We start from the raw sequence: 15689 nt of genomic DNA on the forward strand, positions 1-15689 counted from the left end.
CGCGATGAATCGTTCGGTCGATGCCGCGATCGGTTCGAGCCATCCGGTCCTGGTATTCGACACGAACGCTTCTGCCAATTCCACTCCAATTTCAAGAAGTTCACGCTATTGGCACTCAATTATGTTGCCCTCGAGTCACTTTGCACCGGGCAGCCTCGCTCGGTCAAGGCGGAAGGAATGATATACGAGGGGCCTCGCCCGGCATTCCGGGTCCGCGGGTGCCGGCATTGCCGCCCGGACCGACCCATCCGCTGCCCGAGCCGCACCCTGGTCGAGCCACGGCACCGGTCGGATCATTTTTGCGTAAGCTGAAGTCGGATTCGCCGTGTACGAGGAAGTACGACTATGCGTAGAGCAACGGCGCTCCTCGCCGGACTGCTGATGACCATCCTCTTCCCCATCGCCCCCGCGATGATTCCCCAGGCTGGCGCGGACAGCTGTACCGGGACCTGGACGATCGGAATCGGTGGTGGCGACAGTGTCCAGTCGGCATTCGCCCCCTATACCGACCGGGTCATCACCTACAGTTCCGCCGCCTTGGCAGCGGCGCTCGACGAAGTCGACCGGCTCTTCTGGTCGCACCGTGCAGAATGCCCGGGCGACCATATTCGCTTGATTGGACACAGTCAGGGCGCGGCCATATTGCACGCGTGGATTACGGCGCACCCGAACGCCGCCAACACGAACGCCATTCTCCTGGCCGACCCCAAGCGTGCCCCTGGTCCCGGCGAAGGCGGGGTGTCCGCGACGCCCGGCAATTCGCTCGTCGGCTACCCCCTCTCCGGCGTGGACGATTGGTTCGGGAGCGTCCCGGTTCTCAGCGTCTGCAACCACGACGACCCGATCTGCGACACCTCGGCCGATTGGCAGGGTTACGCCGCGGGCGCCCACATCCGCTACGACTTCGACGTCCACGACTACGGCGACTGGGATTCCGGAGTCTGGTACCGGTAGCCGACGGGCTCCGACGGCCGTGCCGAGGAAAAGGTGGGCCCCCGTTTCGGGGCGATACCGATTAACCTCGCTGGCGCACAACGGTTCGGCTCAGAAGGTGGCACTAAGTGATCGGTACGCGGGCGAAGCTCGATGAACTGGCCAAGATCCTGGAGATCGCGGCGGAACCGGCGGGGGAAGCCGGGATCGTCAAACGGGAGAAGAAGGGAATTCCGAGCGTTCGGCAGCGGGTGCACATGCTGCTCGATCCCGGGACGTTCATCGAGACCGGGGCGCTGGCTCGCCAGCCGGGTCAAGCGGACGCACTGTACGGTGACGGGCTGGTGACCGGTCGCGGCCTGATCGGGGGCCGCCCGGTGGTGGTGATCTCGCATGATCAGACCGTGTACGGCGGGTCGGTCGGGGTGACGTCGGCGCAGAAGTTCATGCGGGCATTGCAATTCGCGTTCGACACCGCGTGCCCGGTGGTGACGATCAACGATTCCGGCGGTGCGCGCATCCAGGACGCGGTGGGTTCCATCGCCTCGTTCGGCGATATCTCCCGGGTGCTGGAGAAGCTGTCCGGCTATGTGCCACAGGTGTCGATCATTCTGGGGAAATGCGCCGCCGGTTCGGTGTACGGGCCCATCAATACCGACGTGCTCATCGGCACCAAGGATTCCTACATGTTCGTCACCGGGCCGGACGTGATCAAAGCCGTCAATGGCGAGGACGTGAGCGCCGAAGAACTCGGCGGCGCGGAAGTGCAGGCCAAACGCGGCACCCTGCACCACGTCGCCGACACCGAGGACGAGGCCTACCGATGGGCCCGCGACTACCTGAGCTATATGCCGACCAGCTGCCTCGAGCAGCCGCCGATCGTGAATCCCGGCCTGGAGCCGGAGATTACGGCGCACGACCTGGAACTCGACACGATCATCCCGGATTCCGATCGCGCCGGTTACGACATGCACGAGATTCTGCTGCGCCTCTTCGACGACGGCGAATTCCATGAAATCCGTGCGGCATTCGCGCCGAATCTCATCACCGGATTCGCCCGCGTCGACGGCTATCCGGTCGGTGTGATCGCCAATCAGCCTCTGGCGCTGGGCGGTTCGATCGACGCGGCCTGCTCGGACAAGTCGACCTACTTCATCCGGCTGTGCGACGCGTTCAACATCCCGCTGGTGTTCGTCGCCGACACCCCGGGCGTGCTGCCGGGTCTCGCGGAGGAGGCGGCCGGCGTGATCATCCGCGGCGGTCGCACGCCCCGGGCGATCATCGAGGCCACCGTCCCGATCATCAACCTGGTGGTGCGCAAGTCCTACGGCGGCGCCTACGGCATGATGGCGGCCCGGCAGGTCGGCGCGGATATCAGCCTCGCGTGGCCGACCGCCCGCATCGCGGTGATCGGCGCCGACAGCGCGGTCGACCTGCTCGGCAAACGCCAGTTGGCGGCGATGCCGGAGGAACACCGCGCCGCCGCCCGCGAATTCATGGTCAACCAGTACAACGAGACGATCGCCACGCCGTGGATCGCCGCCGAACGCGGCTACATCGACGCGGTGATCGAACCGTCCCGGACCCGCCTGGAAATCCGCCACGCCCTCCGGCTGCTACGCGACAAGCCGAGGGTGAAGCCGGAATTCAACCCGCGCAAGCACGCCATCTACCCGATGTGAGCCGAGGCGGCCCGGTCAGGCGGTCAGTCCTCGCCGGGTCAGCAGGGGTTCGATGATCGGCGGGCGGCCTCGGAACGATTCGAAGGCCGCCATCGGGTCGACCGCGCCGCCGCGGGAGAGCAGTTCCCGGCGGAACGCCTCACCCTTGTCGCGGATGGACGCGGCCTCGTCCTCGAACCAGGTGACGGTGTCGGCGTCGAGCACCTCGCTCCAGATGTAGGAGTAGTAGCCGGCGCCGTAACCACCCGCGAAGATGTGCGAGAAGTAGGCGGTGCGGTAGCGCGGCGGGATCGCGGGCAGGGCGACGCCCGCCTTGCCGAGGGCTTCGGCCTCGAAGGCTTCGGCGTCGACGCCGTCGGTGGCCCCGGCGGGCAGGCGATGCCAGGCCCAGTCCAGCAGCGCGGCCGCCAGGTATTCGACCGTCCGGAAGCCTTCACCGAACTGGCCCGCCTCGAGCATGCGCTCGACCAGCTCGGCGGGCATCGGCTCCCCGGTCTCGACATGCTTGGCGTAGTTGGCCAGCACCTCCGGGCGCGACATCCACATCTCGTTCACCTGCGACGGGAACTCGACGAAATCGCGGGGCACCGCCGTCCCGGAGAAGAACGGGTACCGCACACTCGAGAACAGCCCGTGCAGCGCGTGACCGAACTCGTGGAACAGGGTGCGCACATTGTCCCAGGTGAGCAGGGCCGGTTCGCCCTCCGGCGGCTTCACGATATTGAGGTTGTTGACGACGACCGGGCGCGTGCCCAGCAGGGTCGACTGACCGACCAGGCTGTTCATCCACGCGCCGCCCCGCTTGGACGGGCGAGCGAAGAAGTCGCCGAGGAACAAACCCAGCCCGGAGCCGTCGGCGTCGAAGACCTCGAACACCCGGACTTCGGGGTGATAGCCGATCAGATCCGGGCGCTCCTGGAAGGTGACGCCGTACACCTCACCGGCCGCGAAGAAGACGCCGTCCCACAGCACACGTTCGAGCTCGAAATAGGGACGCAGCGCCTCGGCGTCGACCGAGAATTGTTCCGCGCGAATCCTTTCCGACCAGAACTGCCAATCCCAGGAGCGAAGCTCCTCGTCGTCGCCCGCCGCGCGCATGGCCGCGGTGAGTTCGCCCTGTTCCCGCTCGGCATTGGCCACCGCGGGCGGAACGAGCTGCGCCAGCATCTCTTCCACCGCGTCCACCGTCTTCGCGGTCTGATCCTCGACCACGTACGCCGCATGATCGGAGTACCCCAGTAGCGCTGCCCGCTCGGCCCGCAACGCCGCCATCCGCACCGCCAGCTCGGCATTACCCCCGTCGCCGAAACCGCGCCCCAGTGACGCCGCCATCATGCGTTCCCGCACGTCGCGGTCTGCCAGCTCGGCCAGCACCGGCTGGTTCGACACGTTCTGCAAACTCAACGCCCACGCCCCCGCGTGCCCGAGCGCCGCCGCGTTCTCGGCCGCGGCCGCCACCGCCGCGTCCGCGAGCCCCTCCACCTGTTCCGCGCGATCCAGAATCAGCACCGCGGCGTTGGTGTTGGCCAGATTGTTCTTCTTGAACAGCGTCGACGCCGACGCGAGTTCGGCATTCAACTCCCGCAACCGGGCCTGCTGCCCCGCGTCCAGCCGCGCCCCCGCCCGCACGAACCGCAGCCGATATCGCTCCAGCAGCCGCACCTGCTCCGCATCCAGACCGAGCTCCTCCCGCCGCTCGTACAGTCCCTCGATCCGCTGGAAGAGCTTCCCGTCCAGCAGAATCGAGTCCTCGTGCGCCGCCAGCCGAGGCGACACCTCGGCCTCGATCGACTCGGTCCGCTCCGTCGAATCCGACGACGCCACATTGAAGAACACCCGCGACACCTGCCCCAGCAACTGCCCCGAGAGCTCCAGCGCCTCAACGGTATTCGCGAAGGTCACCGCCCCCTCCCCCGCCGTGATCCCCGCGACCTCGGCCAGCTGCTCCGCCATTCCCCGCTCGAACGCGGGCAGATAATGCTCGTCCCCGATCTCCGCGAACTCCGGAAGCTCATACGGCAGCACACTGCGCTCAAAGAAGGGATTCCTCGACATACGCGCCACCCTACGTACTCCCCACCCCCACCGCCCATCCGTAAGTAGTCGACCAGCAGAAATACCGGAAACTACGGATTCCTCCCCGGCCCCGACACCCCACTATCGATATCAGCAAGTACTTGGCAACACCGTCACCCCCATTCGGCGGAATCGCCCGACAGATCTCGCCGACGACGTCGAGATCAGGCTCGACGAAGCGCCGCAGTCGTCCGACCAACCGAATGGGGTTGTCACATCCTCAGCTCACCCTCCGTGGTCAGGCTTCCAGTCTGGCTCGGATGGTGGCGAGGCGTTCCTGGAGTTCGGATTCGTCGATGACGCCGCGGACCACCAGCGAGTGCGCCAAGGCGACGAGCTGGTTTTCCGGGTAGGGCAGGTCGGCGTAGATGGTCGACGACAATGAGTCCTCTTCGTCGCGGCGCTCCTTGAAATCAGGGATATTCGCCGCGCAGGCCGCATTGTCCAAGGCGTCGCACATACCGTCCAGGCTGGTCTTCCAGGGCGGCACCGGGTTGCTGACCCCGTATTTCGCCGCCATCCGCGGCCAGACCTGGTTTCGTTCCACAATGCTCCGCAGCGACGAGATTTCTTCCGTGCTCACGATTGCCCGCTCCTTCAGTCGACCGGATGGATGGCCGGACGCGTGTCGGTGATGACGTTGCTCGTCACGCCCACCTTCGGCAGCGCGACACCGATCAAGCAGTCGCGCGTGACGATGTCGGCGAGCTGGTCTTCGTCCCAGCCGTTGGTTCCCTCCGGCCGCATGGGCATCACCATGAACCGGTGCTTCTGGTTGGAGTCCTGCACTCGCACCGAAACACCCTCGGGCAGTTCGAGACCGAATTCCGACAGCACTTGGCGCGGCCAGCGGACCAGGCGCCGCCGGTAGTTGGGCGTGCGATACCACTCGGGGGAATTGCCGAGGATCGGCCGCGGATAGCACGAGCACAAGGCGCAGACGATCACGTTGTGCAGGGTCGGCGTGTCCTCGAGGATCTCGAATGCGGTGAAATCGCTGGGTGTTCCGAAGCCGGTGGGTTCCAGCCAGTCGACGCCGACTTCGCGGCTGGCGGTCATGGGTTCGGCGAGAGCGAGCGCTTTGAATTCGGGGTCGAGCCACGCCCGGGCCACCAGGTGCGCGGCCGGGGTGGGCCCGATCTGCTCGGCGAATTCAGTGAAGCGGCGGTGCTCCTCGGCCGTGAAGATGCCTTTCTCGATGCACAGTTCGCGTAGTGCGATCTCCAGGACTTCGAAGTCGGTTATCTCGTCGACCATCGGCGCGACCGTGCGCGCATGGTCATGGTCATGGTCGTGATCATGGCCGGTCATTCGATCCCTTTCAGCCAACGCTCGGGCAGCTCGGTTTGCAGGGTGTCGGTGCTCGTTCCGGTGTAGCCGTACCACAATTCGGAGAGATTGAACCGAACGACGTAGAACCACTCCGGTTTCGCGTCGGGCCGGTCCCAGGTTTCATCCTCGGCGGCCGGGCTTTCATAAGCGACAGAGGCGATTTCACCTGTGGCGCCGCGGACGTACTCCGGTGTCCGGGTGTAGAACAGTGCCGGCAGTTCGCGCACCATCACGGTATCGCCGACGCGGAACTTCGGTTCACCGGCACGCCCGGCGAACACCTGCGGATCGCCCCTGCCAACCGCCTCGATGTGATGCCGGTTCCGTTCGACCCCTGAACCGTCCCCTTCGAACTTGGGGCGAGCCTCGATGGGCCTGCCGTTGAGACCACCCGCGTAGCGGTCCTGGACCTCGACCATCCGCTCGCTCAACTCGGTGAGGCCGATGTGGTGCTTCTCGACCAGGACGCGCGCCACGGCCAGCAGCCAGCGAGCGTAATACGGAATCCCCAAGTAGATCGCGCGACCGACGTCGACATTGCCCATCCGGCGCCGCTCCTCCGACAGCCAGATCCCGCGCCAAGCGAGCACCTCGCACATCACATAGGTGTTGTGCTCCCACACCTCGTACTGCTTGTTCTCATACTTCATCGGCGCATCCGGCTCACCGCCGACGTCATGCACCGTCTTCATATAGGCCGCCAAGTGCTCGTGATCCAGGAGATCGGGAGTCGGCGCGTCCGGAATTTCGGAATACGAAGATTTGAGTCGAGCGACCAAATCCAGCTGGGCTGCCCGTTCCGCTGCAGTGCTCATCACGGCTCCCTTCCTCGGCGGATAGCAAACCAAGGCAGATCCGGGCCGCACCACATCAGGTGTAGAAGGAGGTCAGAGCTGAGACACGAAGACCCAGGTGCGCTTCCGACCTGGACCTAGGCACATCATCCTACGCGGCCCGCTCCCCGCATACCGCGCTCGCTGCGGCCCCTAGGTCTCACGGACCTCCGCCGGCACCGGCCGCGCTTCGGGTCGGAGACCCTGTCGGCCGCACCGATTACTTTCTTCGTGCGGCCCCGTCTGCACCCACGACCCCCGGTTACCGCGAGGAAGAAGGACAGCCATGACCACCGGAAAAGATCTCGTACTCACCCACGTCGCCGTACTGGTCGGCGATCAGCAGCAAGCCCTGGAGTTCTACCGCGACGTGATCGGCCTCGAGGTACGCCAGGACATGCCGTTCTTCGGCGACGTCCGCTGGCTCACCGTCGGCCCGGCCATCCAGCCCGGCATCGAGTTCCTGCTCGAAACCCCCACCATGAACCCGAACGAGGCTGCCGTCCAAGCCAATCGCGCCCGCCTGGAAAGCCGCGCCATGGGCACCCTGATCTTCGTCACCGAGGACGTGGACGCGACCTTCAAGCGCCTCGAAGCCGCGGGCGTCCCGGTCGAGCAGCCGCTGATCGACCAGCCGTACGGCATGCGCGACTGCGGTTTCGCCGACCCCTGGGGCAACCACCTGCGCTTCTCCCAGCCGCAGGGCTGATCCGTTCGAGGACAACGGGACCCGCGCATTCTCTCCGCCCGGGTCCCGCTGCCGTCCGCTGCCGACTGGCATCGGCTGCGAGGGTCTGGGATTCACATGCCGATCAGGGCTGCGGATACAGCCCTGATCAGGTCATCTATCGAACTTCGTTGGCTTTCCGGCTAATTCGACCGAGACTCCTGATGCCCGTGACTAACCGCTGCCCGAGGCGGAGCCGCTGGGCAGGCGCGGGAATCGCATTGGGGAGTAGGGGATTCCGGCGGCGTTGGTGCCCGCGCCGTCCTTGGCGTACCTGCTCTGGCCCGGTGGGGCGGTCAGGGTGTTGAGGTGCTGTTCGCTCCGTGTCGCGCCGCGGGGTGTCTTGCTGCAAGTTCTGTTCTTCTCCGGATTCGACTACGAGAACAGAGACTTCGACGTTCTCATCCTCGGTGCGGCAGCCAACCGGGACCCGCTGTTCACCGAAGAATTGGGCACCAACATCATCGAAGAGACCGTCGACCGGTAAGGCACGCGCCCGGGTGTGTGCCGGATCGGTAACCATCCGGGCAGACGTCGGGCCCACTGCCCGATTGGGATGCGGGGGAAGAGGAGCTTTCGTACCGCCAAGCCCAGCTCGAAGCGATAATCCGTCCGGTAACCGGCGAGGAAGCCGCCGACTGGCCCAGCGCTTCGGGCCGGACGATCGTTACGGTCTCGCGTGGACTCTATTGCACCTCATCGAGACCGGCCCCAAACTAGGCCGGCATCAGGCCATCCCGACAAACGGGGGCAGATGCTCTCCTAAAGCGGGTGTGCAGGTTCGAATCCTGCCGAGGGCACATTTATCCAGGTCAGAGCGTCGAGCTCGGCGGACCCCCGCCGGGGCGGGAAGCCGGAGCCGCCCGATCCCGTCTGCTCGGCCCGGTCCGGGCGACCTGCCAGGCCGCCCGGACCGTCTGAGAACGCCGGCCGTGAAGTCACGGCAACCCGTCAACAGTTACTGGGTGCCGGCTCGCCGCGAACCCGGCCGTTGAGCCACGCCAGGACCTCAGGGGCACCCATCACCGCTCCCGACAGATGCTCGGGCGCGGGAACGTGCAGCGTCTGCACCGGAACGCCGGCCGCACACCACCGGTGGTTGGTGTTGTCGATCGCTTGGACCGGAATCAGCGGGTCGCCAGGTGAATGCCATTCGAACACCGGTGTTTGCGGCACTTCGCCGAAGAGTTCCAAGCTGTTCTCCCTCAGCACCTCCCGGCCTTCACGGACGTTGAAGCTCGAGGCATCGGTCATCAATGCCCCCGCGCCCTCGCCGACGCCCTCGGCGAGGATCTGATTGGTGCAGTCATTGGCCATGGCATCGCGGATCGCCAAGCCACGCTGGTTGAGGTAGGAGCTGATCGGCAGTTGGCTCGGATATTCGCGCTCGAGTCCGATCGCCGCCGCCATGGCCAGCCCGAAGGCCGGGTGCGGGTCGTAGCCCAACGCCTCGACCATCGTCTCCAGGTTCATCGGGGCACCGCCGATGGCCGCGCCCGCGAGTTTCAGCTCCGGCGCGTACGACGGTTGGAGCGCCGCCGCCGCCCCGGTGGCCATGCCGCCGCCGGAGTAGCCGGCCAACGTAATCGGACTCTGCGGGGAAGCGAGTTCCGGGACCTGTTTCACCGCTCGGACGCCGTCCAGAACGATCCGGCCACCCAGACGCGACGCGCCGAATGCGAAGTACGGACCGAGATGATCCGGCAGCGCGATGCTCCAGCCCTGCGCCAGTACCGCATTCAGAATCGACGCCGTCACCAAGAGATTCGGATCGTCGGAGTACAACATATGCGACACCGCGCAACGGGTGCCGAGCGCATTGATAAAGTGCTGATACGACATCAACGGCGCGTCGGGCTGGTGACCGATCGGAGTGAGGACCGTGGTGGTAGCCGCGATCGGCTCATCCTGGGAGTTGGTGGATCGGAATTGCACCAGAGTAACGGTGGCGCCGGGAAATACGGCCACCGGCGGCAGTTTCTGCGTGCGGAGCACATCACCGGGCCGATGTGCCGCCAGATCCGCCGGCGCGGCGTAGAACGGATCCGGATCGGGGATCGGATATATCGGATCCGCCGCAGCCGTCGTCGTCATCGACAATCCGAGAACCACACCACCCAGCGCAGCCACAACTTTCGCCGACCCGCTGCGGAGGAAAAAAGGAAACCGAGCAAGCACGTGTCTGACCTCCATGAATAGTTCACGTCGTTCGACAAGCCAGTCCGAGTTCTGACGCGACTATATAGGCCAACTTCCAGCAACACATCAAAATACGCGTTTGTGTCATTGATCAGCCAACAGTCCTCCCCGAGACCGGGATTCACCTGCTCGCCTGCCCGACGCCGGCCACCCGATCAACGAGCCCTCGCGCCTGCGCAACCCGAGGACCCCTAATCTCGTAGGGCGCACAGGTCATTCATAGACATCCCCGAATTGGCAATGCCGACACGAGGGGCAATCCCATAACGACACGCGGTGGGCCGACGTGAGTTCGGCGTTTCATCCACTGATTCACAAAAGCCGTCAACCCTGCGTATAGCCTGGACACCCGATTCGAGATGCCCTGGGTCCCTCACAATCACAGGAAGGATCGGAAAAGGACTGCTTGGATTGGCCGCAGCCTTGACTGGAACCCTCATCATGGTCGGCGGAGACGCCACGAACTCGGTGCTGGGCGCAGAGGGGATCGAACCCCCGACCGCTGGTATGTAAAACCAGTGCGGCGGTGCGGCGGGTGTCCGCCCACAGTGCCGCCAGGGTTGCCCCTGACGGGACTGTCGCGCGACCACCCCGCCACCGCCCGGGGCGCAGATGCCGGCCACGCCGAAGAATGTCACCGCGGTCAGGTCGACGACGGTCGTTTCTCCGATGGCGATGCTGTCGAACAGCGCCTTCCGCAACATCGGGGCGGCCCGGACATCGATCTCGCCGCTGACGGTGCAGACGTGGATGTCGTCGAGGGTGGTCGTGATCGAGGTGGTCAGCAGAGCAGGGTTGGGGTCTTACCGGGTCCCGAGTCAACGGTGGCCGGCATACCAGAGCGCAGGGAGTGGGAAGCGGCGTGCGGCTTCTGGTTTGGTGTTCATGAGGGACTGGTCGCCGCCGTAGTGCTCGAGGACGCGGTGGTCCATGACTGCGCGCCAGAGTGGAGGAACGACGGCGAGCAGGATCATGGTGGCGTATCCGGCCGGGAGTTGTGGTGCCTGTTCGGAGCTGCGCAGGGTTTGGTAGCGGCGGCCTGGGTTGGCGTGATGGTCGCTGTGGCGCTGGAGGTGGAACAGCAAGATGTTCGTGACGAGGCGATCACTGTTCCAGCTGTCGCGGGGGGAGCACCGTTCGTACTTGCCGTTGGCGCGGCGCGGGCGCAGCAGTCCGTAGTGCTCGATGTAGTTGACGGTTTCCAACAGGCCGGCGCCCAGCATTGCCTGCACTACGAGATACGGAATCAAGCCGGGGCCGAACATGAGGATCAGAGTGCCCCACAGGGCAACGGACATCATCCAGGCCTGCAAGAGCTGATTGTCTAGGCTGAGCCAACGTTTTCGTTTGCGGTGCAGTCGTTCCCGCTCCAGGTTCAGGGCGGAGCGGAAGCCACCCATCGCGCTGCGTGGCAGGAATCCCCACAGGGACTCGCCGAAGCGGGCACTGGCCGGATCTTCGGGCGTCGCCACGCGCACGTGATGGCCGCGATTGTGTTCGACGAAGAAGTGCCCATAACACGATTGTGCCAGTGCAACTTTCGCGAGCCAGCGCTCCAGGTGTTCGGCCCGGTGCCCCAGTTCATGGGCGGCATTGATGCCGATCCCCGACACGAACCCGAGCGTCACAGCCAATCCGAGCTTGTCGGCTACGCTTAGCTCGGGACTTGCCCACAAATATCCTGCCACGAACAGCCCGGTGAACTGCAGCGGCAGAAAAAGAAACGTACACCACCGGTAATACCGGTCCTCGGACAACGACTGGTAGTCCTCGTCGCGTGGATTGCTCCCGTCATCGCCGACCGAGAGATCCAGCAGTGGGATCAGGCCCAGCACGAAAACCGGACCGATCCACCAGAATATGGGGAGCCCGGTGCGGGCTACCAATTGCGACGGAACCACAGCGCACGACGGAGCGATCAGCCCCAGAATCCATAGGTACCGCTTGGGGTCGCGCGCCCTCGAATCCTGAAAAATTGACATGTGTGTGCCTTCTGATCCAACGGAACAGCACTTGGGTCGAAAGTGTGTGCGGTCGAAATCGTTTGGGCCCAAACCTTGATCCAGGCTAGCGGTTTCCACCGCGAATTCTGCTGGAACTGCCAAAAATACGGACTGACCGGGCAAATCAACCTTGTGCTCGAACGCGTGATGCCCGGTAGCCGGATCGGCAAGAGCACCGAATCGCAGCTACCGGGCATCGTGGCCCGAACGTCACAGGTTCAGGGCAGCGCCCAGCAGTTGTTCGGGGCGGGCACGCCGGCGAGCCGATCGGTCACCCACTGCTGTGAGACTGCCAGCGCCGGGAAAAAGGCCATCACATGCGTTCCCACCATGCCGGAGACGGAGGGGATCTCGGCGTTGGCGTCGAGCTGGACAGGCACTCCGTTACCACACCACGCCGCCGCCATCGCCCGCACCGGCGCGTACGGCGCCCCTTCGTCGTTCAAGGCCGAGGCGGTGAGGACCGGTACCGACGGGGAAAGCGTGCCGAGGCGCTGTTCGGCGAAGGCCGATTGCAGCGCGGGGTTCCGATCGATGACCACGGTGATCGGATCGCCGCTGGTAGTCCATTCGGAGGTGCTCGGATGTGCCTGGGCCAAGCCGATCGGGACAGCGCATTTGCCCAGAGATTCGTACAGGATCGCCTTACCGGTGTCATTCAGCTCGGCGTCGAGGATCGGGCGGGTTTCGGGATAGTCGGCGGCAATGCCGTTGAGGATCCACGCGGTGGCAGGTGCCATCAAGGATCGTCCGTCGTTGTACCCGATGAAGTACTCGTCATCGACCACCGGACCGCCTACGTAGGCACCGCGGACATTCAGCTCCGGCGCGTAGCTCGACTGCAGCTCGGCCGCTCCCGCAGAGGCCATCCCGCCCTGGGAGTATCCGTAGAGAGCGACCGGCGTACCGGGGTTGAGGCCGCTGCCGGGTAATTGCACCGCGGCGCGCGCCGCATCCAGCAGGGCGTAGGCCTGTGCCTTGCGATTGAGGTAGTCGTGCACGTCAGGGGTACCGAGCCCGTGATAGTCGGTGACCACCACCGCCATTCCGCGGATGAGCAGGGACGTGATCGCCAGCAGGTCGTATTCGAATGTGATGTCGGCCGGAGGCTGGTATTGCACGATCTGCGTCATCAGTTTCGACGGCGCGCATTGGTCGCCCTGGCCCTTCGTACCTCCCGCATACGCGATCAACGGGCGCTCGCCTGGGCCGGTCCACGGCACAGTCGGCTGCAGGTAGGTGCCCACGACCGCCGTCGGCGCATCGTGGGTATCGCTGCTGACGTACATCAGCCGCGTCGCAGCGGCCGGAACGACGCCCGGCATTCCCGGCGCGGAGAGAGCCACCTGCGCCGGTTCCGCGCGCACGATGGCTCCCGGTACGGGCGGCAGCGGTGGCGGCAGGTAGAAGTCGTCCCCTGCTGCGACGGGTTCTGCCCTGGCGAGTAGCGCCGTGTTCGCGGCACCCCCTCCGATCATGATGAGAGTTCCTGTCAAAGCTGCTGCCAGTCCAAACAGTCGGCTCCGCAATTTCTCTTCCGATCCTTCCTGCGATGTGAGGGACCAGGGCATCGAATCGGGTGTTGAGGCTATAAAGGCTATACGCCGGTTTATCGAATCCTTGTGAACTAGCGGAAGAAACGCCGAATTCTCAACCATCTACGGCGATTCGACTGCGTATCGCTGCGGGGCCGCCGGCGGTGCAGGTGTCGGACGATGTCCGCGAAAGACCACGATGTCGGCAGGCGCCGAGCGCACGGTGTCGAGTGGGCATGGGACAGGGCCGGCCGACGGCCGAAGCCTCCCAAGGACTTCGAGCGGCGCGTCATCCCTATCGGTGAATCGATGAGGACCGAGGCCGTGACCTGCTTCTCCAAGAGTGGGCGCAGAGGGTTTCGAACCCCCGACCGCTGGTGTGTAAAACCAGAGCTCTACCACTGAGCTATACGCCCTGATCGCCCGAACATGCCGGGCGACGGGTTATGAATCTAATGTGGCGAGGGCTTTTTCCCAAGCCTGCTGGTCACGGGGCTCGCCGGGGCCGTTCATTTCGGCGAAGCGGATGATGCCGTCCTTGTCGACGACGAAGGTGCCGCGGTTGGGGTAGCCGGATTTGGCGTTGAAGACGCCGTAGGCCTGGGCTACCTCGCCGTGGGGCCAGAAGTCGGAGAGCAGGGGGAAGGTGTAGCCCTGTTCGGCTGCCCAGATCTTGTGGGTGGGCGGAGGGCCTACGGAGATGGCGAGGATTTCCGCGTTGTCGTTCTGGAACTTGGGGAGTTCGTCGCGGACCTTGCACAGTTCGCCCTGGCAGATGCCGGTGAAGGCGAGGGGGTAGAAGACGATGAGGACGTTCTTCTCACCGCGGAAGCTCGACAGGGTGACTTCCTGGTTGTTCTGGTCCTTCAACGTGAAGTCCGGTGCGAGCGTACCGATCTCGAGCGGCATGCGTTCCCCTCCATCCTGATGTGGCGACGCAGCGTGCGACGCGGCGCCGCGTGCGACCCGGCGGATCGGACGAGCCGATCCACCGGGTGCACCCGGTTCACCGAAAACCTTAGTGGAAGGCCTCAGCGCTGCTTGGAGGGTGTCTTGGGCTGGGTGAGCTTGGTGCCCGTCCAGGTGCCCAGGGAGACCGGAGTGGTCGAGGTGAGGCCGGCGGGGGTGGCCGACTCGGCGATCTCACTCGGATCGACATGGCCGGATTGACCGGTCTTGGGCGTGAGCACCCACACGACGCCGTCGTCGGCGAGCGGGGTGATCACATTGAGCAGTTCATCGACCAGGTCGCCGTCACCGTCCCGCCACCAGAGCAGCACGACGTCGACTACCTCATCGGTGTCCTCGTCGAGCAGCTCGGATCCGGTGGCCTCTTCGATGTCGGAGCGAAGCGCGTCGTCGGCGTCTTCGTCCCAGCCCAGTTCCTGAACCACCATGTCGTGTGAAATGCCAAGCTTCTGAGCGTAGTTCTGCGCGTCCGCCGCGGCGACCACGGTGGTGTCCTCCTCAATTCCCGACAATAGGTAGTTGCAAGCGAACATGGTAAAAGCCCCCAGCGCAAGCCGATCGGCCGAAATCGCACCCTAAATGTCGTATGTGAGACCGCCGGGGCTCAGCGGACAGCCCGCTCACACCCCCTCCGACCTGGTCGATCGATCGGGCTCGAGCGGGACCGGCGTTCAGACCGGACAGGCGTTGCGAACCGCGGTCAACGTGTCGTTGACCTTCCGGCTCGCGTCGTTCAACGGCGCGACGGAGGAATTGGCGGTCAGCTTCCGCACCGACGCCGCCAGATCCCGGGCCGCGGACACGTAGTCGGTGAACTTCTGCGCCACCTCCGGCGCCAGGTCCGGCCCCGACGCGGTCACCTGAGCCTCGACCGTCTTGGCCGCGTCCTCGAGCGCCTGGGCCGCGGTGTCGCGCTTGGCGTTCTTGTCGGCCGCGCTCACGTCGTTCGCGTCGTGCGCGTCCACGAACTCGTTGTAACGGTCGACCTGGGTGCCGGTGGTCTTGCGGAACGGACCGCAGTTGTCCGCGGTCGCCTTCACCTTCGCCGCGGCCGCCTTCGAGGAGCTGGCCGCCGCCGCCGAGGTGGCCGCGTCGGCCTTGTACGACGACACCTGAACCTGATTCGCCGTCGGGGTACCCTCGACCGTGTTCGTGCACCCGGCCAGCGCCAGTCCGGCCGCCACCGCCGCGGACGCGCACAGCAGTCCGAACCCCCTCGGGTTCAGCAGCTTCACTCGGTTCCTCCCCGATCCAGCCCGGAAGTGATGGAACCAATCGCGAGCGGCGCGGTTCCCTGCGCCACCGTACTGGATTTCCGGCTGACATGATGACCTGGGCCGCATCATCGGCAAGGATGTGAGATGCGCCCCAACCAATCGTTAACGGGTACGCCGCGCACC

General features: G+C 65.2%; 14 protein-coding genes, 2 tRNA genes and 1 pseudogene. 4 read left to right on the plus strand and 13 right to left on the minus strand.

Annotation, left to right across the window (positions count from 1 at the left end; translation table 11 throughout):
• Nucleotides 1-381: 381 nt before the first annotated feature.
• Nucleotides 382-954: a cutinase family protein gene (locus ACFYTS_RS21470; RefSeq protein ID WP_387306640.1), complete on the plus strand. Its 573-nt coding sequence runs from the start codon at nucleotides 382-384 to the stop codon at nucleotides 952-954.
• Between the two features lie 107 nt (nucleotides 955-1061).
• Nucleotides 1062-2615, plus strand: a complete 1554-nt coding sequence (locus ACFYTS_RS21475; RefSeq protein ID WP_387306642.1) for an acyl-CoA carboxylase subunit beta — start codon at nucleotides 1062-1064, stop codon at nucleotides 2613-2615.
• 15 nt (nucleotides 2616-2630) lie between these two features.
• On the opposite strand, the gene ACFYTS_RS21480 is transcribed toward ACFYTS_RS21475, so the two are convergent.
• The 4 genes from ACFYTS_RS21480 to ACFYTS_RS21495 form a co-directional block, all read right to left on the minus strand.
• Nucleotides 2631-4670, minus strand: a complete 2040-nt coding sequence (locus ACFYTS_RS21480; RefSeq protein ID WP_387306644.1) for a M3 family metallopeptidase — start codon at nucleotides 4668-4670, stop codon at nucleotides 2631-2633.
• 259 nt (nucleotides 4671-4929) lie between these two features.
• Entirely contained in the window at nucleotides 4930-5211 is a 282-nt protein-coding gene (locus tag ACFYTS_RS21485; protein ID WP_387306892.1) for a thiocyanate hydrolase, read from the minus strand.
• A 77-nt stretch (nucleotides 5212-5288) separates the two neighbouring features.
• Nucleotides 5289-6002, minus strand: a complete 714-nt coding sequence (gene scnC, locus ACFYTS_RS21490; protein WP_357278302.1) for a thiocyanate hydrolase subunit gamma — start codon at nucleotides 6000-6002, stop codon at nucleotides 5289-5291.
• Complete coding sequence (locus ACFYTS_RS21495) at nucleotides 5999-6838, minus strand: SH3-like domain-containing protein (RefSeq protein WP_387306646.1); 840 nt, start codon at nucleotides 6836-6838, stop codon at nucleotides 5999-6001. The genes scnC and ACFYTS_RS21495 overlap by 4 nt, the downstream gene beginning before the upstream one ends.
• 304 nt (nucleotides 6839-7142) lie before the next feature.
• Between ACFYTS_RS21495 and ACFYTS_RS21500 the strand changes: the two genes are divergently transcribed.
• On the plus strand, nucleotides 7143-7565 hold the full coding sequence (locus ACFYTS_RS21500; protein WP_387306648.1) for a VOC family protein: 423 nt from the start codon (nucleotides 7143-7145) through the stop codon (nucleotides 7563-7565).
• Between the two features lie 361 nt (nucleotides 7566-7926).
• Entirely contained in the window at nucleotides 7927-8070 is a 144-nt protein-coding gene (locus ACFYTS_RS21505) for a hypothetical protein (RefSeq protein WP_387306650.1), read from the plus strand.
• 464 nt (nucleotides 8071-8534) lie between these two features.
• On the opposite strand, the gene ACFYTS_RS21510 is transcribed toward ACFYTS_RS21505, so the two are convergent.
• From ACFYTS_RS21510 to ACFYTS_RS21550, 9 genes and pseudogenes are all read right to left on the minus strand, one after another.
• Complete coding sequence (locus ACFYTS_RS21510) at nucleotides 8535-9776, minus strand: lipase family protein (protein WP_387306652.1); 1242 nt, start codon at nucleotides 9774-9776, stop codon at nucleotides 8535-8537.
• Nucleotides 9777-10254: 478 nt separating this feature from the next.
• A tRNA-Val gene (locus ACFYTS_RS21515) sits at nucleotides 10255-10385 on the minus strand.
• A 20-nt stretch (nucleotides 10386-10405) separates the two neighbouring features.
• Nucleotides 10406-10570, minus strand: a pseudogene (locus ACFYTS_RS21520) (STAS domain-containing protein); the annotation flags it as partial.
• 30 nt (nucleotides 10571-10600) lie between these two features.
• Complete coding sequence (locus ACFYTS_RS21525) at nucleotides 10601-11764, minus strand: alkane 1-monooxygenase (RefSeq protein ID WP_357278350.1); 1164 nt, start codon at nucleotides 11762-11764, stop codon at nucleotides 10601-10603.
• 239 nt (nucleotides 11765-12003) lie between these two features.
• Nucleotides 12004-13263 (minus strand): lipase family protein, encoded by a 1260-nt coding sequence (locus ACFYTS_RS21530; protein ID WP_357278351.1) that lies wholly within the window; start codon nucleotides 13261-13263, stop codon nucleotides 12004-12006.
• Between the two features lie 401 nt (nucleotides 13264-13664).
• Nucleotides 13665-13736 (minus strand) — tRNA-Val (locus ACFYTS_RS21535).
• A 28-nt stretch (nucleotides 13737-13764) separates the two neighbouring features.
• Nucleotides 13765-14229: a peroxiredoxin gene (locus tag ACFYTS_RS21540; protein WP_357278354.1), complete on the minus strand. Its 465-nt coding sequence runs from the start codon at nucleotides 14227-14229 to the stop codon at nucleotides 13765-13767.
• Nucleotides 14230-14351: 122 nt separating this feature from the next.
• Nucleotides 14352-14774 (minus strand): DUF3052 domain-containing protein, encoded by a 423-nt coding sequence (locus tag ACFYTS_RS21545; RefSeq protein WP_357098200.1) that lies wholly within the window; start codon nucleotides 14772-14774, stop codon nucleotides 14352-14354.
• A gap of 186 nt (nucleotides 14775-14960) precedes the next feature.
• Nucleotides 14961-15524 carry a hypothetical protein gene (locus ACFYTS_RS21550; RefSeq protein ID WP_357278356.1) on the minus strand — a complete coding sequence of 188 codons (564 nt, stop codon included), beginning with the start codon at nucleotides 15522-15524 and terminating at the stop codon, nucleotides 14961-14963.
• Nucleotides 15525-15689: the final 165 nt, after the last annotated feature.

Source organism: Nocardia sp. NPDC004151, assembly GCF_042874235.1.
Taxonomy (GTDB): Bacteria; Actinomycetota; Actinomycetes; order Mycobacteriales; family Mycobacteriaceae; genus Nocardia.